Source organism: Xanthomonas arboricola pv. juglandis, from assembly GCF_905367715.1.
In the GTDB taxonomy this organism is placed as follows: Bacteria; Pseudomonadota; Gammaproteobacteria; order Xanthomonadales; family Xanthomonadaceae; genus Xanthomonas; species Xanthomonas arboricola.
Window position 1 is genome coordinate 2690173 of sequence record NZ_HG999362.1, and the last position, 21413, is coordinate 2711585.

At 67.2% G+C, this 21413-nt stretch carries 20 protein-coding genes and 1 tRNA gene; 16 read left to right on the plus strand and 5 right to left on the minus strand.

Translation table 11 applies throughout. From position 1 onward, the window contains the following. Nucleotides 1–66: 66 nt before the first annotated feature. Nucleotides 67–867 carry an amidohydrolase gene (locus KHN93_RS11720; protein WP_104559595.1) on the minus strand — a complete coding sequence of 267 codons (801 nt, stop codon included), beginning with the start codon at nucleotides 865–867 and terminating at the stop codon, nucleotides 67–69. A gap of 148 nt (nucleotides 868–1015) precedes the next feature. Next, nucleotides 1016–2164 (minus strand): pyridoxal phosphate-dependent aminotransferase, encoded by a 1149-nt coding sequence (locus KHN93_RS11725; RefSeq protein WP_104559594.1) that lies wholly within the window; start codon nucleotides 2162–2164, stop codon nucleotides 1016–1018. Between the two features lie 247 nt (nucleotides 2165–2411). Between KHN93_RS11725 and ccmA the strand changes: the two genes are divergently transcribed. The 11 genes from ccmA (at nucleotide 2412) to KHN93_RS11780 (ending at nucleotide 11343) form a co-directional block, all read left to right on the plus strand. After that, nucleotides 2412–3056, plus strand: coding sequence for a heme ABC exporter ATP-binding protein CcmA (gene ccmA, locus KHN93_RS11730; RefSeq protein WP_104559593.1), 645 nt, complete (start codon nucleotides 2412–2414; stop codon nucleotides 3054–3056). Then, on the plus strand, nucleotides 3053–3748 hold the full coding sequence (gene ccmB / locus KHN93_RS11735) for a heme exporter protein CcmB (RefSeq protein WP_006452115.1): 696 nt from the start codon (nucleotides 3053–3055) through the stop codon (nucleotides 3746–3748). Before ccmA ends, ccmB begins: the two co-directional genes overlap by 4 nt. A 94-nt stretch (nucleotides 3749–3842) precedes the next feature. Continuing rightward, on the plus strand, nucleotides 3843–4595 hold the full coding sequence (gene ccmC / locus KHN93_RS11740) for a heme ABC transporter permease CcmC (protein WP_039521825.1): 753 nt from the start codon (nucleotides 3843–3845) through the stop codon (nucleotides 4593–4595). Then, nucleotides 4592–4762 carry a heme exporter protein CcmD gene (locus KHN93_RS11745; RefSeq protein ID WP_024939981.1) on the plus strand — a complete coding sequence of 57 codons (171 nt, stop codon included), beginning with the start codon at nucleotides 4592–4594 and terminating at the stop codon, nucleotides 4760–4762. The genes ccmC and KHN93_RS11745 overlap by 4 nt, the downstream gene beginning before the upstream one ends. Continuing rightward, nucleotides 4759–5229: a cytochrome c maturation protein CcmE gene (gene ccmE, locus KHN93_RS11750; RefSeq protein ID WP_039515161.1), complete on the plus strand. Its 471-nt coding sequence runs from the start codon at nucleotides 4759–4761 to the stop codon at nucleotides 5227–5229. The genes KHN93_RS11745 and ccmE overlap by 4 nt, the downstream gene beginning before the upstream one ends. Before the next feature lie 171 nt (nucleotides 5230–5400). Next, a complete protein-coding gene (locus KHN93_RS11755) occupies nucleotides 5401–7338 on the plus strand; it encodes a heme lyase CcmF/NrfE family subunit (protein ID WP_104559592.1) in 1938 nt (645 codons plus the stop codon). Continuing rightward, nucleotides 7331–7933, plus strand: coding sequence for a DsbE family thiol:disulfide interchange protein (locus tag KHN93_RS11760; protein WP_024939984.1), 603 nt, complete (start codon nucleotides 7331–7333; stop codon nucleotides 7931–7933). Before KHN93_RS11755 ends, KHN93_RS11760 begins: the two co-directional genes overlap by 8 nt. Beyond that, nucleotides 7930–8364, plus strand: coding sequence for a cytochrome c-type biogenesis protein (locus tag KHN93_RS11765; RefSeq protein WP_167705447.1), 435 nt, complete (start codon nucleotides 7930–7932; stop codon nucleotides 8362–8364). Before KHN93_RS11760 ends, KHN93_RS11765 begins: the two co-directional genes overlap by 4 nt. Beyond that, nucleotides 8364–9377, plus strand: a complete 1014-nt coding sequence (locus tag KHN93_RS11770) for a tetratricopeptide repeat protein (RefSeq protein WP_167705448.1) — start codon at nucleotides 8364–8366, stop codon at nucleotides 9375–9377. Before KHN93_RS11765 ends, KHN93_RS11770 begins: the two co-directional genes overlap by 1 nt. Before the next feature lie 347 nt (nucleotides 9378–9724). Next, complete coding sequence (metX, locus tag KHN93_RS11775) at nucleotides 9725–10927, plus strand: homoserine O-acetyltransferase MetX (RefSeq protein ID WP_104559590.1); 1203 nt, start codon at nucleotides 9725–9727, stop codon at nucleotides 10925–10927. Nucleotides 10928–11013: 86 nt separating this feature from the next. Further along, entirely contained in the window at nucleotides 11014–11343 is a 330-nt protein-coding gene (locus KHN93_RS11780; protein ID WP_244812113.1) for a DUF1294 domain-containing protein, read from the plus strand. Nucleotides 11344–11400: 57 nt separating this feature from the next. Here the strand turns inward: KHN93_RS11780 and cydC are convergent, their stop codons facing one another. After that, nucleotides 11401–13077, minus strand: a complete 1677-nt coding sequence (gene cydC / locus KHN93_RS11785) for a thiol reductant ABC exporter subunit CydC (RefSeq protein ID WP_104559588.1) — start codon at nucleotides 13075–13077, stop codon at nucleotides 11401–11403. Next, the gene (gene cydD, locus KHN93_RS11790) at nucleotides 13074–14819 is read right to left on the minus strand and encodes a thiol reductant ABC exporter subunit CydD (RefSeq protein WP_211920156.1); all 1746 of its coding nucleotides are present in this window, start codon (nucleotides 14817–14819) and stop codon (nucleotides 13074–13076) included. The genes cydC and cydD overlap by 4 nt, the downstream gene beginning before the upstream one ends. A 148-nt stretch (nucleotides 14820–14967) precedes the next feature. On the opposite strand from cydD, the gene KHN93_RS11795 reads away from it, so the two are divergent. The 5 genes from KHN93_RS11795 (at nucleotide 14968) to KHN93_RS11815 (ending at nucleotide 19448) form a co-directional block, all read left to right on the plus strand. Further along, nucleotides 14968–16590, plus strand: a complete 1623-nt coding sequence (locus KHN93_RS11795) for a cytochrome ubiquinol oxidase subunit I (RefSeq protein ID WP_184229284.1) — start codon at nucleotides 14968–14970, stop codon at nucleotides 16588–16590. 16 nt (nucleotides 16591–16606) lie between these two features. Then, nucleotides 16607–17758, plus strand: coding sequence for a cytochrome d ubiquinol oxidase subunit II (cydB, locus tag KHN93_RS11800; RefSeq protein WP_184352473.1), 1152 nt, complete (start codon nucleotides 16607–16609; stop codon nucleotides 17756–17758). Nucleotides 17759–17850: 92 nt separating this feature from the next. Beyond that, complete coding sequence (gene cydX / locus KHN93_RS11805; RefSeq protein WP_024939993.1) at nucleotides 17851–17961, plus strand: cytochrome bd-I oxidase subunit CydX; 111 nt, start codon at nucleotides 17851–17853, stop codon at nucleotides 17959–17961. A 60-nt stretch (nucleotides 17962–18021) separates the two neighbouring features. Further along, nucleotides 18022–18098: transfer RNA gene (locus tag KHN93_RS11810), tRNA-Pro, on the plus strand. A gap of 123 nt (nucleotides 18099–18221) precedes the next feature. Then, complete coding sequence (locus KHN93_RS11815) at nucleotides 18222–19448, plus strand: CynX/NimT family MFS transporter (protein ID WP_184352752.1); 1227 nt, start codon at nucleotides 18222–18224, stop codon at nucleotides 19446–19448. Here the strand turns inward: KHN93_RS11815 and KHN93_RS11820 are convergent. Beyond that, nucleotides 19429–21342, minus strand: a complete 1914-nt coding sequence (locus KHN93_RS11820; protein WP_211920158.1) for a CocE/NonD family hydrolase — start codon at nucleotides 21340–21342, stop codon at nucleotides 19429–19431. The two genes, KHN93_RS11815 and KHN93_RS11820, sit on opposite strands and share 20 nt — an antisense overlap. Between the last annotated feature and the right edge of the window lie 71 nt (nucleotides 21343–21413).

A 21413-nucleotide genomic window follows, 5' to 3' on the forward strand; every position in this document is an offset into this window, starting at 1 on the left:
TTGGAGATTCGCAACGGCGGGCAAGCAAAGAGCTGTGCCTTGCCTGCTTGCACCAATCCCCAATCCCTAATCCCGAATCACAAATTCATCGGCATCCAGCATCGCCGGGAAGCGTGCGCGGTGTTCGGCCAGGGCGGCTGCGCTGAGGGTGGTGGTGACCACCTGCGGCTGCTCGCGGATTTCCACCTGCGGCTGGCCGAGGAAATCGATCACGGCGCTGTCGCCGGCGTAGTGCAGCTGATTGCCGTCGACGCCGACGCGGTTGACCGCTGCCACAAAGCACAGGTTCTCGATCGCGCGTGCGCGCAGCAGCGTTTTCCATGCATAGGCGCGCGCGGACGGCCAGTTGGCGACGAACAGTTGCAGATCGAAATCCAGCTGGCCCGGCCGCTCGACATCGAAGCGATTGCGGCAGAACACCGGAAAGCGCAGGTCGTAGCAGACCTGCGGATTGATCCGCCAGCCCTTCCACTCCACCGTCAGGCGATCGCGCCCGGCCGCGTAGCGCAGGTGCTCGTTGCCGAAGCGGAACAGATGGCGCTTGTCGTAATACTGCAGCGCCCCGTCCGGCGTGGCCCACAGCAGCCGGTTGAACACACCTTCGGGCGTGCGCAATTGCACGCTACCGGTGACGGCCGCATCCAGCCGCGTGGCCTGCGCACGCACCCAGGCCACGGTCGGCCCGTCCATGTCCTCGGCCTTGTCGATGGCGTCGTTGGAGAACCCGCTGGTAAAGGTCTCCGGCAGGATCACCAGATCGGTCTGCCCGGCCAACGGCTCCAGCAACGCACCGTAATAGTCGCGATTGCCGGCCGGGTCATGCCAGCGGGTGTCGCCTTGGATCAGGGAGATGCGCAGGTCGGGCATTGGAGGCTCGGGAATGGGGAATGGGGAATGGGGAATCGGACAGCGGTTTGGTGAGCGCGTTATGTCATCGGGCCAAGTGCAGATTCAGATCGAAAAGCGACCAACCGCTTTTACGATTCCCGAATCCCGATTCCCGATTCCCAGCTCTTCAGAGCTGCTGCAACCGCGCGATCGCCGCATCCAGCGTCGCATCGTTCTTGGCGAAGCACAGCCGCGCCAGTCGTTGCCCTTGCGGCGCGGTCTCGTAGAACGGCGACAGCGGAATCGCGGCCACGCCCTTTTCCACCGTCAGCCACTTCACGAACTCGGTGTCGGGCAGGTCGCTGATCGCCGAATAGTCGACCAACTGGAAATAGCCGCCGGGCACCGGCAACGGCTTCAGGCGCGTGGTCAGCAACTGTTCGCGGAAACGGTCGCGCTTGGCCTGGTAGAACGCGCCGAGGTGTTCGTCGTGTTCGGGTTCGTCGCGGATCATCGCGGCGAACGCGTGCTGGGCCGGGCCGAAGCTGGTGAAGGTGTTGTACTGGTGCACCTTGCGGAACTCGGCACTCAGTGCCGGCGGCGCGATGGCGTAGCCGATCTTCCAGCCGGTGCAGTGATAGGTCTTGCCGAAGCTGGAAATCACGAACGCGCGCTCGCGCAGTTCCGGCCAGCGCAACACCGATTCGTGGCGGCGACCGTCGAACACGATGTGTTCGTACACCTCGTCCGAGAGCAGGAAGATGTCGCTGCCGCGCAGCAGCTCGGTCAAGCGCTGCATGTCATCGGCAGACAGCATCGCGCCGGACGGATTGTGCGGCGAGTTGATCATCAGCAGGCGCGTCTTCGGCGTGATCGCCGCGCGCAGCGCCGGCCAATCGATGGCGAAGGTCTGCGGGTCCAGCGCCACGTGCACGGCGCGCGCGCCGGCCAGGTCGATCGCCGGCTCGTAGCAGTCGTAGGCCGGGTCCAGCACGATGACCTCCTCGCCTGCACGCACCACCGCGTGGATGGCGTTGAAGATCGCCTCGGTGGCCCCGCTGGTGACGGTGATCTCGCTGTCGGCATCGACCTGCGCGCCGTAGCAGCGCTGCGCCTTGCCGGCGATGGCCTGGCGCAGGGCCGCAACGCCGGTCATCGGCGGGTACTGGTTGTGGCCGGCCGCCATGGCCTTGGTCAGTTCATCGACCAGCCGCTGCGGCACTGAGAAATCGGGAAAACCCTGGCCCAGATTCACCGCGCCGTGTTCGGCCGCCAGCTGCGACATGACGGTGAAGATGGTGGTGCCCACCTTGGGCAGCTTGGTCGTGAGGGGCATCGGGCCTGTCCGGGCAACAAACGGGGGACCGCGAGTGTACGCAAAGCCGCCAGGCGGTTGCGCCCGGGCGATGCAAAACAGCGTTCCCGGACACATCACCCCGCCGAACGCGCCCCCGGCAGCGCGCCATCGTCGCTACAATGCGCGCCCTGCCTCACAGCGTGTCGTGCCGGCTGCCTCATGGCGATGGCATGACACCCGCTCGCCTCCACCCCATGCCGTCCTGCGACGGGAGCCCGCTGCGCCGATGATCGAACCGCTGCACACTGCGCCACCGCTGCTGGCGGCGCGCGCGCTGGCTTTCAGCCGCAACGAGGAGCCGGTGTTCGGCCCGCTGGATTTCCATGTCGATGCCGGCGAGGCGCTGCTGGTGCAAGGCGGCAACGGCGCCGGCAAGACCACGCTGCTGCGGGTGCTGGCCGGGCTGCTGCATGTGGAGCGTGGGCAGATCCAGATTGACGGCAAGACCGCGCGGCGCGGCGACCGCAGCCGCTTCATGGCCTATCTGGGCCATTTGCCGGGGCTGAAGGCCGATCTCAGCACGCTGGAGAACCTGCATTTCCTGTGCGGCCTGCATGGCCGCCGCGCCAAGCAGATGCCGGGCAGCGCGCTGGCCATCGTCGGTCTGGCCGGCTACGAGGATGCATTGGTACGGCAGCTGTCGGCCGGCCAGCGCAAGCGTCTGGCGCTGGCGCGGCTGTGGTTGTCGCCGGCCCCGCTGTGGCTGCTGGACGAGCCCTACGCCAACCTGGACCTGGACGGCATCACCCTGGTCAACCGGATGATCTCCGCGCACCTGCGAGGCGGTGGCGCGGCGCTGGTCACCACCCACGGCGCCTATGCGGCGCCGCCGGTGCGCACGCGCATGCTCACGCTGGAGGCGGCGGCATGAGCCTGCATTCGCCACAACCCTCGCTGTGGCAGGCCGCGCGCGCGCTGCTCAGCCGCGACCTGCAGCTGCTGTGGCGCCGTCGCAGCGATGCCTTGCAGCCGGCGCTGTTCGCCCTGCTGATCGTGGTGTTGTTCGCGCTGGGCCTGGGCGGTCGCCCGGACCTGCTGGCGCAGGCCGCACCGGCGGTGCTGTGGCTGTCGGTGCTGCTGGCCGGCCTGCTGTCGCTGGATGCGTTGTTCCGCAGCGACGTGGAAGACGGCTCGATGGAGCAATGGTTGCTGGCGCCGGTGCCGTTGGCGTGGCTGATCGCGGTGCGCGTGCTGCTGCACTGGGCGACCAGCGCGCTGCCGTTGATCGCGGTGACGCCGCTGCTGGGCGAATTGCTGCACCTGCCACATGACCAACTACCGGTGCTGCTGGCATCGTTGGCACTGGGCACACCGCTTCTGAGCCTGCTTGGCGCCGTGGTTGCGGCGCTGACGGTGACGATGAAACGCTCTGGTATTCTCGTGGCGTTGCTGGCGTTGCCGTTGTACGTGCCGGTGCTGGTGTTCGGTGCCGGCAGTGTCGCGGCCAGCGGACAAGGGCAGGATGCGGTGGGTGCGTTGTTGTTGCTGGGCGCCGGATTGGTGATCGGCGTGGTGCTGGCACCGCTGGCTGCGGCTGCCGCGATCCGGATTTCCTTGAGTTGAGCCCTGCGGTCGATGCGCTGTCGACAAGACGCTCCACTCATTGCGTTGTTGCTGTTTCGAGAGCCAATGCCATTCCAAAGGCTGCTGCCATCGCATGAACGTCGTCGCCCGCTGGTTCCACCAACTCGCCTCGCCTCCGATCTTCGACCGTTTCACTGCGCGCTGGGCGCCGTGGTGCTACGCGCTGGCCGCGGTGTTGCTGGGCGTGGGCATCTGGCAGGCCTTGTTTGCGGTGCCGGCCGACTACCAGCAAGGCGATAGCTTCCGCATTCTGTATATTCATGTGCCGAGCGCGTGGATGAGCCTGTTCGTGTTCGGGCTGATGGCGGTGTACGCGGCGATCGCGCTGATCTGGCGCATCAAGATCTGCGAAATCCTGGCGATGGCCTGCGCGCCGATCGGCGCGGCGTTCACCGTGATCACCCTGCTGACCGGCAGCATCTGGGGCAAGCCGATGTGGGGCGCCTGGTGGGATTGGGACCCGCGCCTGACCACCGAGCTGATCCTGCTGTTCCTGTATCTGGGCGTGATCGGTCTGTACCAGGCCATCGACGATCGCCGTCAGGCCGCGCGCGCGGCCGCCTTGCTGGCGATCGTCGGCGTGGCGTTGCTGCCGGTGATCCGCTATTCGGTGGTGTGGTGGAACTCGCTACATCAGGGCCAGAGCATCCGCCTGCTCGGCCCCTCCAGCATCGATGCGAGCATGCTGCTGCCGCTGTGGCTGATGGTGATCGGCACCAAGTTCTGGTTCGCCGGCTCGCTGCTGACGCGTGCGCGCGCCGACAACCTGCGCCGCGAGGCCGGCAAGGCCTGGATCGTGCGCGATGCGCCGGAGGGCGCGGCATGAGCTACCTGCCCTACGTCATCGCCGCCTATGCGGTATTCGTGCTGGTGCTGCTGTGGGACCTGATCGCCGGCCGCTGGCAGCTGCGCCGCGCGTTGAAGATCGCACAGGCGCGGCGTCTGCGCGAGCGCAAGCGCGCGGTGCCCAGCGATGCGGAGCTGATCCGGTGAACCCGCAACGGCGCCGCCGCATCTGGCTGGTGATCGCACTGGTGCTGGCCGGCGGCCTGGCGACCGCGCTGGTGGCGATGGCACTGCAGCGCAACGTGGCCTATCTGTACACACCGTCGGAAGTGCTGCGCGGCGACGCCGGCGAGCATGCGCGCTTCCGGCTCGGCGGCATGGTGGAGAAAGGCTCGTTCCAACGTGCGTCCGGTTCGCTGGAAGCGCAATTCCGCGTCACCGATGGCGATGCACAGTTGCCGGTGCGTTACGACCGCATCCTGCCGGACCTGTTTCGCGAAGGCCAGGCCGTGGTGGCAACCGGACGCATGCAGAACGGCGTCTTCGTCGCCGAAGATGTGCTGGCCAAGCACGACGAGACCTACATGCCGAAGGAAGTCGCCGACAAGATGGGCAGCGCGCACCGCAAGCACGACGTGCCGGCGGCCGCAGACCAGGCCGGAGCGCTGCGTTGATGGCAGGGGTCAAAACGTTCGCCTCGCTGCGCTGTGATCGCTTGCAGCTCGCTTGCGTGGCCGACGATGTCGCGATGCCTGGGCAGGCGCATGCAGACGCTGCCCGGATGACGCCCCTGCATTGCGCCGGCAAGCGTCGCACCACTGCATGCCCGCCAACGCGCCAACCCGATGCTGCCTGAGCTCGGCACCTTCCTGCTGATTCTGGCCTTGCTGGTGGCCCTGGTGCAGGCCGCGCTACCGCTGGCCGGTGCGCAGCGTGGGCGCAGCAGCTGGATGGCGGTCGCGCGGCCGGCCGCGTTGCTGCAGCTGGGCCTGATCGCAGCGGCCTTCGCGCTGCTGACGCATGCCTTTCTGGTGCAGGATTTTTCGGTGCGCTATGTCGCCGAGAATTCCAACAGTTTGCTGCCGGTGATGTATCGCTATTCGGCGGTGTGGGGTGCGCACGAGGGCTCATTGCTGCTATGGACGCTGGTGCTGGCGCTGTGGACCGGGGCGGTGGCGCTGTGGTCGCGGCAGTTGCCCGCGCAGGTGGTGGCGCGCGTGCTCGGGGTGATGGCGCTGGTCAGCATCGGCTTCCTGGCGTTTTTGCTGTTCACCTCCAATCCGTTCGCGCGCTTGTTGCCGGTGCCGCTGGAAGGCGCCGATCTGAATCCGCTGTTGCAGGACCCGGGGCTGATCATCCATCCGCCGATGCTGTATTGCGGCTATGTCGGCTTTGCGGTGCCGTTCGCCTTCGCCATCGCTGCGTTGCTGGAAGGCCGCATGGATGCGCGCTGGCTGCGCTGGACGCGGCCATGGACCAACGTGGCCTGGGCCATGCTCACCGTCGGCATCGCACTCGGCAGCTGGTGGGCGTATTACGAGCTGGGCTGGGGCGGCTGGTGGTTCTGGGACCCGGTGGAAAACGCCAGTTTCATGCCGTGGCTGGTGGGCACCGCCTTGCTGCATTCGCAGGCGGTCACCGAAAAGCGCGGCAGCTTCGCCAGCTGGACGTTGCTGCTGGCGATCGCCGCCTTTTCGCTGTCGTTGCTGGGCACCTTCCTGGTGCGCTCGGGCGTGCTGACCAGCGTGCATGCGTTTGCGGCCGACCCGTCGCGCGGCCTGTTCATCCTGGTGTTCCTGCTGGCGGTGGTCGGTGGTTCGCTGCTGCTGTACGCGCTGCGTGCGCCGCGCCTGTCGCTGGTCGATGACCCGCGCCGCGCGTTCGCCGGCAGCTCGCGCGAAACCTTGCTGCTGTTGAACAACCTGCTGCTCGCCTGCGCCTGCGCGATGGTGTTGCTGGGCACGCTGTATCCGCTGCTGGCCGACGCCTTGGGCCTGGGCAAGCTGTCGGTGGGGCCGCCCTACTTCGGCACCTTGTTCCTGGTGCTGATGGCGCCGTTGGTGGCGCTGTTGCCGTTCGGCCCGCTGACCCGCTGGCAGCGCGAGCAGGCCTCGCGCCCGCTGGCGATGCTCGCGCCGTGGGCAGGCCTGGCGGTTGCCGCAGGCGTGCTGGCCTGGTTCGCCGCGCCGCAGGGCCAGTGGAAGGCGGCACTCGGCGTGGCCGGCGCGGCCTGGGTGCTGCTGGGCACGCTGCGTTTCCTGTGGACGCGGCGCGCGGCCAAGGGCCGCAAGCTCACCGCCGAAATGCTGGGCATGCTGCTGGCGCACCTGGGCGTGGCGGTGTTCCTGGCCGGTGCGTTGCTGGTGGAATCACTGAGCCTGCAGCGCGAGGCCGCACTTGCGCCCGGGCAGCAGATGCAGATCGGCCGCTACGCGCTGCACTTCGATAATGTCGAAGAGCTGCGCGGGCCCAATTACGTCTCCGACCGTGCCAATCTGCAGGTGTTCAAGGACGATGCGCCGGTCGGCCTGCTGCATGCGGAAAAACGCCGCTACGCCAGCGGCGGGCAGACCTTGACCGAGGCGGCGATCCGTCCCGGCCCGTTCGGCGACCTGTATGTCGCGCTTGGCGAACCCCTGGGCAACCAGGCCTGGGCGGTCCGCGTCCACCTCAAACCGTTCGTCCGCTGGATCTGGCTGGGGGCGCTGCTGATGGCGCTTGGCGGCCTGGTCACCGCGGCCGACCGGCGTTTTCGTCGTTCTCCGGAGATCCAAGATGGTTGAGTCACGTTCACCCCGCCTGCCCACTGCGGTTCTGGTGGGTGCCATCGTGCTGCTGCTCGCGCTGGCAGCGCTGCTGGTCTATGCGGTGGTGCGCTCCGGTCAGGACGATCGCGATGCCCTGCCCTCTGCGCTGATCGGCAAGCCGGCGCCGGAGTTCGCGCTGCCGCTGCTGCACGACCCCAGCATCGTGGTGCATGCGCGCGAACTGCGCGGCGCGCCGTACATCATCAACGTGTGGGGCAGCTGGTGCCCGGCCTGCCGCGAGGAGCACCCGGTGCTGAGCCGCTTTGCGCTGACCAAGCGCGTGCGCGTGATCGGCTACAACTGGAAGGACGAGCGCAACGATGCGCTGCGCTGGCTCGAACAGCTGGGCAACCCCTATCTGCTGGTGGTCGCCGACAAAGACGGCCGGACCGCGATCGACTTCGGCATCGCTGCGGCACCGGAGACCTTTCTGGTCGACGGGCGCGGCGTGGTGCGCTGGAAGTACAGCGGCATGCTCACCCAATCCATCATTGACACGCAGCTGATTCCGGTGCTGAGCAAGATCGAGCGCTCGCCCAGTGCCGCACCGGACCTGCACGCCAAGCAATGATGCGCGCCTGGCTGCTGACGCTGCTGCTGTTGCCCTGGCTGGCGCTGGCCCAGCCGGTCGGCGACCCGGCGCCGCTGCGCTATGCCTCGGCCGAGGAAGAGGCACGCTTCCATACGCTCACCGCCGAGCTGCGCTGCGTGCAGTGCCAGAACCAGTCGCTGGCCGACTCCAATGCGCAGATCGCCCAGGATCTGCGCCGCGAAGTACTGGCGCTGATGCACAAAGGCCGCAGCGATGCGCAGATCCGCCAGTTCCTGGTCGCGCGTTATGGCGAGTTCGTGCTGTACCGCCCGCGCGTGGAATCGCGCACCTGGCTGCTGTGGTTCGGCCCGCTGCTGGTGTTGCTGCTGGGCGCTGGCGCCATTGTGTTGCTGGTGCGCCGACGCAGCGTGGCTGCGCCCGCCCTGCCCGCCGATGAGCAGGAGTGGTGATGGTCGGCTTCGTCATTGCGGTGGTGGTCCTGGCCCTGCTCGTCTTCGGCGTGGCGCTGCGGCCGCTGTGGCGCGAGGCGCGCGGGCTGACCGCCAGCATCGCGGTGTTGCTGCTGGCGGCGAGCACGGCGCTGTACTGGCTGGTCGGCACGCCGAGCGCGATTCAAGCGCCGGCCGAGCGGCCGGCCACGCCACGCTCGCTGGATGAAGCCATCGTGCAACTGCGCGCTGCACTGGCGCGCAATCCCGATCAGGCCGAAGGCTGGGTATTGCTGGGACGCTCGCTGTCCAGCCAACAGAAATTCGCCGAAGCGCGCGATGCATTTGCGCGCGCGGTCGCGCTGCGTCCGGACGAGCCGGATGTGCTGGTAGCTGCCGCACAGTCGCGCATGCTCGCCGACGACAGCGGGCGCCCGGATCCGCAGGCCATGCGCCTGCTGGAACATGCCCTGGCGGTGCAACCGGACCATCAACGCGCACGCTGGTTCCTGGGCGTGGTGCAGCGCCAGGCCGGTGAACCGGCCAAGGCCAGCGAGACCTGGGAGCCGTTGCTGCGCGTGGTGGATGCCTCTACCCGCCCCGGCCTGCTGGAACAGATCAACGCCGCGCGCCAGGAAGCCAGGATGGCGCCGATCCAGACGCCGGCTACGCCTGCCGCCGATGCAGCCAGCGGCAAACGCATTCAGGTACGCGTGACGCTGGATGCTGAGTTCGCCAAACGCACCGGATTGCCGGGCGACACCAGCGTCTTCGTGATTGCGCGCGCCGCCGACACTCCGATGCCGGTGGCGGTGGAAAAACACGCACTAAGCGAGCTGCCGTTGACCATCACCCTGGACGACGGCGACAGCCCGATGCCGACGCGCCGGCTGTCGTCGCTGGACACCGTGCAGGTGCTGGCACGGCTATCGCGCAGCGGCAACGCAATGCGCCAGGCCGACGATTTCGAAAGCGTGCCGGTGATGGTGGAACTGCCCACTGCCGCGCCGGTGGAGCTGGTGATCGGTCGCTGATTGGCAACCACGTGTCGACGCGACGCAATCAACCATGACGCCGCACCAGAGTGAGTCGGCTGTGGTTTTGAAAACCACGCACACCGACCATCTCCACTGGTCCTTGTCCGCCTACCGTCGCGGGACCTTACGCGGCATGGATGCCGCGTAAGAGCCTACACGGACGTACTTGCGGCGTGTCCTGCGATGGTGGGCGGGCAAGGGCCCTGCAACCAAACCACAGATCCGCCGCTCTGCAGAGTGGCATCACACAGAGCAACGACTCAAACCGATTCCCAATTCCCGAATCCCCATTCCCGAATCCCATCCTGCACCCCGGCACCTGCCATGGCAGATAGAATTGCCGCATGACTGAATTCATTCCTCCCGGCACGCTGTTCCACGCGCTGCCCTCGCCGTTTCCGATGAAGCGCGGTGGCGTGCTGATGCAGGCGCGTGTCGCCTACGAAACCTGGGGCACGCTGGCAGCCGATCACAGCAATGCGGTGTTGATCGTCACCGGCCTGTCGCCGAATGCGCATGCCGCGGCAAATCAGGCCAATCCCGAGCCGGGCTGGTGGGAAGCGATGGTCGGGGCTGGCAAGCCAATCGATACCGAACGCTGGTTCGTGGTCTGCGTCAATTCGTTGGGCAGCTGCAAGGGCTCGACCGGCCCGGCGTCAATCGACCCTGCCACCGGCACGCTGTATCGCCTGGGTTTCCCGGAACTGTCGATCGAAGATGTGGCCGATGCCGCAGCCGACGTGGTGCGCGCGTTGGGCATCGAACAACTGGCCTGCCTGATCGGCAACTCGATGGGCGGCATGACCGCACTGGCCTTGTTGCTGCGCCACCCCGGCATCGCGCGCAGCCATATCAATATCTCCGGCAGTGCGCAGGCGCTGCCGTTCTCGATCGCGATCCGCTCGCTGCAGCGCGAAGCCATCCGCCTGGACCCGCACTGGAACGGCGGCCATTACGACGACACGCGTTACCCGGAATCGGGCATGCGCATGGCGCGCAAGCTCGGCGTGATCACTTACCGCTCGGCACTGGAATGGGATGGCCGCTTCGGCCGCGTGCGGCTGGATTCCGAACAGGCCGCCGACGATCCGTTCGGCCTGGAATTCCAGGTCGAAAGTTATCTGGAAGGCCATGCGCGCCGCTTCGTGCGCTTCTTCGATCCCAACTGCTATCTGTATCTGAGCCGCTCGATGGATTGGTTCGATCTGGCCGAGTATGTCGACAACAGCCCGGCCATCGACGCGCCTGTCGATGGCACGCAAGCCGACGACACTGCTGTCGCCGCCAGGCCGAATACAGGCATCTCGACCGACGCCACGGTCCTGGCCGGCCTGGCGCAGATCCGCATCGCGCGGGCGCTGGCGATCGGCGCCAACACCGACATCCTGTTCCCCGTGCAGCAACAGGAACAGATCGCCGAAGGCCTGCGCGCTGGCGGTGCCGAGGCACACTTTATCGGGCTGGATTCGCCACAAGGTCACGATGCCTTCCTGGTCGATTTCGCACGCTTCGGGCCGGCGGTACGCAACTTCCTGGACGCTTGCTGATTTCCAGACCTGCGCAACGGCGGCGTGGCACGTCCCAGCAGCAGAGCCTGCCGCGCAAGACGCTGGCGCTGCTGTTCCTGATCGGAATGACCGCGATGGTGGTTGCAGGTCGCCTGCCGGCGCTGCTAGCGCTGTGGTACGCGGCTGCAAGCATGCTGGCGATGCTGGTCTACCGGCTCGACAAGAGCGCGGCCCAACGCGGCCGGCAACGCACACCAGAAGCCACCCTGCACCTCATCGCACTGCTCGGCGGCTGGCCGGGCGCGTTGCTGGCGCAGGCGCTGTTCCGGCATAAATCCAGCAAGGCAGCCTTCCAGCCGCGGTTCTGGATCACTGTCGTGGTAAATATCATTGCCTTGTATTGGGCATGCCGCCAACCTGCGCTGATGCCAGCACTCCACGCATTGCTGGGGTGAGCGGCGCCTGCGTGATACATGCGCACAACCGGTCAGTGCAAACCGGCAACAGCATCCTCAGGCCAACGGCTCCAGCGCACCGGCCCGCAGGCGATAACGCCGCTGCACCACGCCATCGGGGATGCTGTCGTGGGTGATCATCACCAGGCTGCGTTCGCCCAGCGCGGCCGATAGATCCAGCAGCAAGGCGTGTGCTGTATCCACGTCCAGGCCGTCGGTGGGTTCGTCCAGCAGCAGGATCGGCGCCTCGCGCAGCAAGGCGCGCGCCAGCGCCAGCCGGCGCGCTTGGCCGGCCGAGAGCGTGGCGCCGTTTTCGCCGACCCAGGTGTCCAGGCCGTTCTGCGCGCTGGCCCAGGCGCGCAGACGCACCTGGTCCAGCGCGTTCCACATGGCCGCATCGCCTGCGCCGGCATCGCCGATGAGCAGGTTGTCGCGCACCGTGCCGGCAAACACCGGGGCATTCTGCGGCAGCCAGGCGATGCGTTGATGCCATTGCGCCTGCGCGAAGTGGCGCAGGTCGATATCGGCGTAGCTCACCTGCCCGGCCTGCGGGTCCCACAGCCGCAACAGCACTGCGGACAAGCTGCTCTTGCCGCTGCCGCTGTCGCCACTGATAGCGATGCGCTCGCCAGGCGCCAGGCTCAGATCGAGCGCCTGCAGCAGCGGGCGTCCGCTGCCCGGCCACGCAAAACTGACATGTTGCAGGCGCAGCGTGCCGCTGCGTGGCGCATCCACTGGCTGCGACGGATCGACGACCGACGGCGCCTGGTCGACGATGGACTGCAAGCGCCTGGCCGCAACGCGCGCGCTCTGCAGCGCCTGCAAGGCGAGCCCGGCGCCAGCCCAGACCTCCAGCAGTGCCATGGTCAGGAACACCAGCCCGGCCGCCATTTCCGCAGCAATCAATCCGCGTTCTGCCGCGCTCAACCCAAGCCACAACATGCCGGCCAGACCGATACCGCCGCAGACCGCATGCAGCAGATTGCCGCCGATCAGGCGACGGCGTTGCAGGCGATCGCCATCGACCACCGCCGCCGCTGTTGCATCGACCTGATGCAGCCAGGCACCTTGCGCATCCACCGCAGCGAGATCGGCCGCACCTTCCAGCCCCTCGAACGCCTGCGTGCGCAAGGCGGTGCGTTGCCGGGCGCGCAGCTGTTCGCGCTGCGCACCGCCGCGCGCCACCTGCCACGGCACCACACCGCCGATGACCACGCCCAACACCACCAGCAACACGCCAGCCGGCGGATAGATCAGCGCCGCTGCCACCACGCCGGCCACCCAGATGCCGAGCAATGCGCTCAACGGCGCCAGCGCGCGCACGCTCACGCCATCGACCTCGCCGATGTCGGACATCAACCGCGCCAGCAGATCGCCGGTGCGCGTGGCCGACAGGCGGCCCGGCGCCAGCGGCAACGCGCGGCGGAAGAACCACACGCGCAGGTCGCGGGCGATGCGCAGCGTGGCGTCGTGGCCGATCAATTTTTCGCCATAACGCGAAACGATGCGCGCAAAGGTCAGCGCGCGAATGCCGGCCGAGGGCGAAAAGAAATTGAAGCCGCTGCCCATGCCGGCGACACCGGCCAAGGCGGCGGCGGTCAGGAAACTGCCGGACACGCCGAGCAAGCCCACGCCGGCCAGCATGGTGACAAGGACCAACAGCGCCGACAACAGCAGGCGCCAGGCATGCCGGCGAAACACATCGCGCAGACAGTCGGGCTGGGTGCCGTTCATGGCAGCTCCGCTGCGACGGTGGCGCCGCGCAGGTCGATCACCGTATCGGCCCAGCGCATCACCGCCGCGCTGTGCGTGGCCAGCACCACCGCGCGACCGCGTGCGAACACACCCAGGGTGCGCAGCAACTCCGCTTCGGTGTCCGGATCGAGGAAGGCAGTGGGTTCGTCCAGCAGCAACAGGTCCGGCTCGCGCAGCAACAGCCGCGCCAGGGCCACGCGCCGTGCCTCGCCACCGGACAACCCGAAGCCGCGCTCGCCGATCTGCGTGTCCAGGCCCGCAGGCAGCTGCGCGGCAAAGCGCAGCACCTGCGCGGCGTCGGCCACCGCGTGCAGGCGCGCAGCGCCGGCTTGCGGATCGGCCAGGCGCAGGTTGTCGGCGATGCTGCCGTGAAACAGATACGGCCGCTGCGTGGCATAGCCGATGCGAGTCCCCGGCCGCAGCACCACGCTGCCGGCCTCCGGCGCCAGCCAGCCGGCCAGGCCCTCCAGCAAGGTGCTCTTGCCGCTGCCGCTGGCACCGATCACCGCCACGCGCTGCCCGGGCTGCAAGGTCAGCGAAAAATGCGCGACCACCGTGTGCGGTGCGCCCGGCGGCCGTAGCGCGAGATCGCGCGCCTGCAGCAGCGGGGCGTGTGCCTGGGCCGGTTCCAGTGCGCGCAAGGGCGGAACCGTCACCGGTGGCGTTGCCGATGGCGGCGCGAATCCTTCCAGCAGGCGCTCGGCTTCGGCCACCGCCGCCAGCGCATTGGCACGGTCGTGGTAATGCGCCGCCAGCCGCCGCAACGGCGCAAAGAATTCCGGCGCCAGCAGCAGGCAGAACATGCCCGCGCCCAGCGTCGGCAAGCCGTGCAGATCGAGCATGCCCAGATAGGTCAGGCCGAAGTACAGCGCCACGATCGCCACGCTCACCGAGGCGAAGAATTCCAGCACCGTGGACGACAGGAAGGCGATGCGCAGCACCTTGAGCGAACGCTCGCGCACGCCTTCGGCCGCGGCGGCAATGCCGCTCAACTCGGCCTCGCCGCGGCCATACACACGCAGCAGGCCCAGGCCCTTGAGGCGATCGGCAAAGTGCCCGCCCATGCGTGCCAGTTCGCTCAGCTGGTCGCGCCCGGCGGCTTCGGCGCCCCAGCCCACCAGCATCATGAAGAACGGAATCAACGGTGCGGTCAGCAGCAGCACCAGGCCCACCACCCAGTCGACCGAAAACACCGCGACCAGGATCAGCGGCGGCACCAGCAGCATCTCGGTGCGTGCGAGCTGGTAGCCGACGAAGTAGCCCTCCAGCGCATCGGTGTGCGCCAGGCTCAATTCGCCCAGTTCGCCGCTGCGCTGCCGGCGCAGCCACACCGGCCCATGCTGCACCAGGCGGCGCGCGATGCGGGCACGCAGTTCGCGCCTGGCCACATCGGCCACCTCGCCGGTCAGCGACTGCGCCCAGGCATTGAGCAGCGCGCGCCCTACCAGCGCACAGACCAGCCCCGCCCCCACGTCGCGCAATTGCGCCAGCGCCAGATGCTGCACCAGCACCGCCTGCAGCAACCACGCGATCGCCGCCGCCTGCGCCAGCAGCAGCACGCCCGACACCGCCACCGCCACGCCGGCCAGGCGCCGCGCACGCGTGGCCGGGGCCGCCAGTGCATCCAGCCATTGGCCGCGTTGACGGCGCTGGGCTGGCGTTTCGCTGGCTCGCACGCTGGGCTGGCTCACATCGCTCTCAAGAAAGACATCGTGTTGCAAGCGATTGTAAGTCGCCACTTCCCGCTACGGGCTGCGCATTGTGCCGCACCCGCCCGCCGCGGCATTGATCTGGATCAACGCGCGTGTCGCGGCAAGCGCAGATGATCGGCTGCATTCCTTCATCGACACCCAACCAGGCCCACCCGCCATGATCGACTCGACAGTTGTTGAACTGTCGCGGCTGCAGTTCGCAGTCACCGCGATGTACCACTTCATCTTTCCGCCGCTGACCATGGGCCTGTCGTTCCTGCTCGGCATCATGGAGAGCGTCTATGTGATGACCGGCAAGGACATCTGGCGGCGCATGACCATGTTCTGGGGCGTGCTGTTCGGCATCAACTTCGCCATGGGCGTGGGCACCGGCATCGTGATGGAATTCGAGTTCGGCATGAACTGGTCGTACTACAGCCATTACGTCGGCGACATCTTCGGTGCGCCGCTGGCGATCGAAGGCCTGATGGCGTTCTTTCTGGAAGCGACCTTCCTGGGCCTGTTCTTTCTCGGCTGGAACCGGCTGAGCAAGGTGCAGCATCTGGCCACCACCTGGCTGGTGGCGCTGGGCAGCAACTTCTCGGCACTGTGGATCCTGATCGCCAACGGCTGGATGCAGAACCCGACCGGCGCGGTGTTCAACCCGGACACCATGCGCATGGAAGTGGTCGATTTCATGGCGGTGCTGTTCAACCCGGTGGCACAGGCCAAGTTCGTGCACACCGTCAGCGCCGGCTACGTGCTCGGCGCGGTGTTCGTGATGGCGATCAGCGCGCTCTATCTGCTGCGCGGCACCCATGTGGAAATGGCGCGGCGCTCGTTCGCGGTGGCTGCCGCGTTCGGCCTGTTGTCCTCGCTGTCGGTGGTGGTGCTCGGCGACGAGAGCGGCTATGCCGCCAATGAGCACCAGAAGATGAAGCTGGCGGCGATCGAGGCGATGTGGGAGACCGAAGCCGCGCCGGCCGACTTCACCGCGTTCGGCATTCCCAACCAGCAGACCCATCGCAACGACTACGCGGTCAAGATCCCGTACCTGATGGGCTTGATCGCCACACGTTCGCTGGACCAGCCGATCCCCGGCATCCTGGAACTGGTCGGCCGTGCCGAGCATCGCATCCGCGGCGGCCAGATCGCCTACGGCGCGCTGGAACGCATCCGCGCCAACAAGGACGATGCCGAAGCGCGCAAGGTCTTCGATGCGCATTGGCAGGATCTGGGCCATGGCCTGCTGCTCAAGCGCTATCGCGACGATATCGGCAATGCCACGCCGCAGCAGATCGCCCAGGCCGCGATGGACACCGTGCCGCGGGTGCTGCCGCTGTTCTGGACCTTCCGCATCATGGCGGCCATCGGCATCTACCTGATCGCCTTCTTCGCCATCGCGTTCTGGTTCGCCTGCAAGCACAACTTCCAGGAAAAGCGCTGGTTCCTGACCCTGGCGCTGTGGAGCCTGCCGCTGCCGTGGATCGCGATCGAATGCGGTTGGTTCGTGGCCGAATACGGCCGCCAGCCGTGGGCGGTGGAAGGCGTGTTGCCGACCTTCTATGCCGCATCGGGACTGGATCTGTACGAAATCGTGTTGACCCTGGTCGGCTTCACCGCGCTGTACACCACGCTGCTGGTGATCGCGATCAAGCTGTCGCTGAAGACCATCCGCAAGGGCCCGGATGCGCTGTTTCCACCGAGCCAACGCACCCCGTCGCCACACAGCAGCTCGCCCCACGCGTCCTCACCCGACGCCCCACTGAGCACCGGCGCACTGGCCGGCGGCGCACCGTAAGCAAGGAGACACAACCATGGATTTCATCTTGCTCGACTACACCACATTGCGCTTGATCTGGTGGCTGTTGCTCGGCGTATTGCTGTCCGGCTACGCGGTGATGGGCGGCTTCGATCTGGGCGTCAGCACCCTGCTGCCGCTGGTTGCTCGCAACGATGCAGAACGCCGGCTGGTGATCAACACCATCGGCCCGGTCTGGGAAGGCAGCCAGGTCTGGTTGATCCTGGGCGGCGGCGCGATCTTCGCCGCATTCCCGCCGTTATATGCGGTGAGTTTTTCCGGGTTCTATCTGGCGATGTTCCTGATCCTGTTCGCACTGATCCTGCGCCCGGTCGGGTTCAAGTTCCGCGGCAAGCTGGCCGACCAGCGCTGGCGCAGCAACTGGGACTGGGCGTTGTTCGTCGGCGGCTGCATTCCGGCGCTGATCATGGGCGTGGCGGTCGGTAATGTGCTGCTCGGCGTGCCGTTCCACTTCGACGCCAGCATGCGCACGTTCTATACCGGCAACCTGTTCGGGCTGCTGACGCCGTTCGCGCTGCTCGCCGGCCTGCTCAGCGTGGCGATGTTGATGGCGCACGGCGCGGCGATGCTGGTACTGAAGACCGACGGACCGGTGGCCGAGCGTGCGGCGCGTTTCGGCAGCATCGCCGCGCTCTGCGCGGTGGCGCTGTTTGCCGCCGCCGGTGCATGGGTGGCGCTGGGTCTGCCGGGCTATGCAGTGACTTCGCTCCTGGCCACCGATGCGCCGACCAATCCGCTCGGCAAGACCGCCGCACTCACCGCAGCCGGCGGCTGGCTGCACAACTACAGCAGCATGCCGGCCACACTGATGGCACCGCTGGTTGGCCTGGTCGGGCTGGCCATGAATGCGCTGCTGTTGCGTGTGCGTCGCGGCGGCCTGGCGTTCATCGCCTCGGGTTGCGCCATCGTCGGCATCGTCTTTACCGTCGGCTTTGCGTTGTTCCCGTTCCTGTTGCCCTCGTCCACCGCACCGAGCGCAAGCCTGACGCTGTGGGATGCCTCCAGCAGCCGCCTGACGCTGTGGATCATGCTGCTGGCAACCACGTTGTTCATGCCGATCGTGCTGGCCTACACAAGCTGGGTCTATCGCGTGCTCAAGGGCAAGGTCACCGCCGACGAACTCGCGGCCAATCCAAACGCCTACTGAGCATGCGCGTTGCGCGTTGCGATGCACAGCTGCATCGCGCTCGCAGCAGGCCTCAACCTCGCACCTGCTTCAACGACTCAAGGAGAACGACAATGTGGTACTTCGCCTGGATCCTCGGCACCGGTCTGGCCGCACTGGCAGCCGTGCTCAACGGCATGTGGTTCGAAGCACGCGAGCCGGAGCGTGGCCAACCGCATCAGTAAAATTATTTTCGCTAGATGCTTGCCGATTCCGCATTCCCTATGTAACATACGCGGCTCCTTCGGGGTGTAGCTCAGTCTGGTAGAGCGCTACGTTCGGGACGTAGAGGTCGCAGGTTCGAATCCTGTCTCCCCGACCAGTTTCAAAACACAAAACCGGCCTCGTGCCGGTTTTGTGTTTTCAGGCGCTGGCGCATGCATGCGCGCAGTGCGGATGGTCTGTCATGTCTGTTGTCATTGCCGCTGCCTCCCCGTCCGCCCGGTTGCGTGGTCGCGGCTTGGTGCTGGCTGCCATTTTGTTGTCCGCCTTCAACTTGCGTACCGCGGTGACTTCGTTGACGCCGCTGCTGGAACGCATTGCCGACGAGTACGCATTCGGCGCGCCCACCATGGGTGCGCTCGGCATGTTGCCGACGGCTGCATTCGCACTGACCGGTGTGGCCACGCCGGCCTTGCTGCGCCGCTTCGGCCTGCTGCGCACGGCGCTGCTGTCGATGGCATTAGCCACTGTCGGCCTGGTGTTGCGCCCGCTGCTGCCGGGCACTGCCGGACTGCTGATCGGTTCGCTGGTGGCGCTGGCCGGCATGGGCATGGGCAACGTGGTGTTGCCGCCGCTGGTGAAGCGCTATTTCGGCGATCGCGTCGGCGGCGTCAGCACGCTCTACATCACCGTGCTGCAGGTCGGCACCCTGCTGCCGGCGTTGCTAGCGGTACCGGTGGCCGATGCGCTGGGCTGGCGTAGCTCGATGGTGGTGTGGGTGTTGCCGGCACTGCTGGCATTGGCGGCTTGGGCCATGGTGCATGCCAGCCACCGCCGCATCCGCGCGACCGGGCCGGCACCGGTCACGCCCACGCCCGAGGCCGAGGGCCGCGTGGCACGCACCGCCCTGGGCTGGAGCATGGCGGTGACCTTCGGCATGACCTCGCTGGTCACCTATTCGATGTTCACCTGGTTGCCAACGCTGCTGCGCGAAGCCGGCGCCTCGCCCGCGTTCGGCGGCACCATGGTGGCGCTGTTCGCGGCACTGGGCATGGTCGGCGCCTTGACCATGCCGGCGCTGGCGGTCCGCATGCGCAACCCGTTTCCGATCGTGCTGCTGTGCGCGGCCTGCCACTTGGTCGCGTTTGCCGGGCTATGGTGGGCGCCGCTGGCCGCGCCGATCCTGTGGGTGACCCTGCTCGGCCTGGGGCCGAGCACGTTCCCGCTGGCATTGGTGCTGGTCAATCAACGCAGCCGCACTGCGGCCGGCTCGGCGGCCCTGTCCGGGTTCTCGCAGGGCATGGGCTATGCGGTGAGCTGCCTGGGGCCGTTCCTGTTCGGCTGGCTGCACGCACACCACGGCGGCTGGACCTCGCCGTTCGTCTTCCTGGTGATCTGCATCCTGGTGCAGCTGGCCGCCGCCTGGGTGGCCTGCCGCCCACAGTTGCTGGAAGACGTCTGGGCGCCGCCGCCACGCGGCGCCCGCGCGGTCAACGTACCGGCAGACTGATGTAGCTGGGCTGCTCGGGGCTCACATAGACGCGCTGGGTGGCCTTTCGATAATCGCCGGGCTTGGCGAAGAAGATGTTGTCCACGTAGGTCTGCGGATTGCGGTCGTACAGCGGAAACAGGCTGGACTGCACCTGCACCATCACCCGGTGGCCCGGCTGGAAGGTGTGGTTGGCGGTCGGCAGGCCGAACTGGAACGCCAGCGGCTGATTGGACGCCAGCGGCTTGGGCGTGCTGAAACTCTCTCGATAACGGCCGCGGAAGATCGCCAGCGACACCGGCAGCTCATAGCCGCCCATCTTGGGACTGGACGCCATCTCGTCCGGATACACGTCGATCAGTTTCACCACCCAGTCGCTGTCGCTGCCGCTGGTGGAGGCCTGCAGATGCACTTCCGGTGCGCCGGCGATCTGCAGGGGTTCGGTCAGCGGCTCGGTGACGAAGGTCAGCACGTCCGGGCGGCCGTCGACGAAGCGCTGGTCCTGCACCAGCCAGGTGGTCCACATGCTGCGATCGCCGAAGTCCACCGGGCGCGGCACGAACGGTACCGGCTTGGCCGGGTCGGCCACGTATTCCTCGAAACCCGGCTGCCCCGCCGCCGGCTGCTGGAACGACAGCTTGCCGCCGGCCTGCAGGTACAGCGGTTTGCTGCCCGACGCACAGCCCTTGGCGCAGCTGCGCGGCCAGGCCTGCAGGCGGTCCCAGTGATTCTCTCCGGTGTTGTAGATGAACACCGGCGGCGTGCTCGCCTTGGGCGCGCCATCGACCAGGTATTGATCGAAGAACGGGCGCAGCACGTCGTGGCGGAACTGGCGCGCGGTATCGCCGTCGAAATTCAATGCGCCCAGCGCGCTGCCGTCGTAGTTGACCTGGCTGTGCCGCCACGGCCCCATCACCAGGTAGTTGAGCGTATTGCTGCGGTCGCGCGGCTCCATCGCCGCATAGCTATGGATGGCACCCCACATGTCCTCCTGGTCCCATAGCCCCTGCAACCACATGGTCGGCACCTTGAGCGGGGTGCGCGCCATCACCTTGTCCAGCGCCTGCTCCTGCCAGAACGCATCGTAGGCGGCGTGTTCGGTGAGCTTGTGCCACCACGGCAGCTGCTCCAGGCCGGCAGCCCTGGCGAAATCGCCGGCCGAGCCGGCGCGCAGCAGGTTGCTGTAGTCGTCATGGCCCTGGCGCGCGATGCCGCTGCCCTTGCCGCGCTGGGTGAGCTGGCCGGTGAAATAGTCGAAGTTGACCTGGCGGAACGCACCGTAGTTGAACCAGTCGTCGCCCATCCAGCCGTCGATCATCGGGCTTTCCGGCACCGCGACCTTGAGCGCGGGATGCGGGTTGGTCAGCGCCATCACCACGGTGAAGCCTTCGTATGACGAGCCGATCATGCCGACCTTGCCGTTGGATTCCTTGACGTTTTTCACCAGCCAGTCGATGGTGTCCCAGGCATCGGTGGCATGGTCGACCTCGCTGGGATTGAGCGCACCACGCAGCGGCCGGGTCATCACGTAATCGCCTTCGGAGCCGTACTTGCCGCGCACGTCCTGGATCACGCGGATATAGCCGCCTTCCACGAACACGTCGTCGCCCTGCGCGAGCAGGTCCTTCATATGCGGCGAGGCCATGCGCTCGGTGCGGCCGCTGGCGTTGTACGGCGTGCGCGTCAGCACCATCGGCGCATTACGCGCGCCCTTGGGCAGCACGATCACCGTATGCAGCTTGACCCCGTCGCGCATCGGAATCATCACCTCGCGCTTGATGTAGTCGTTGGCGGCATCCCCTGCCACGAACGGCTTGCCGGTGATGTCCGGCGTCATCGGCGAGGTTTGCGCCAGCGCGCTGCCGGTGGCGGCGGCAATGGCGGTGGCGAGCAGGCAGGCGGCAAAACGGCGCATCGACGACTCCGGAACGTGCGGGGGCAGTCGTCGACTGTAGGCAGAGCGCGGACTGCCGGGGGAGTGTCAAA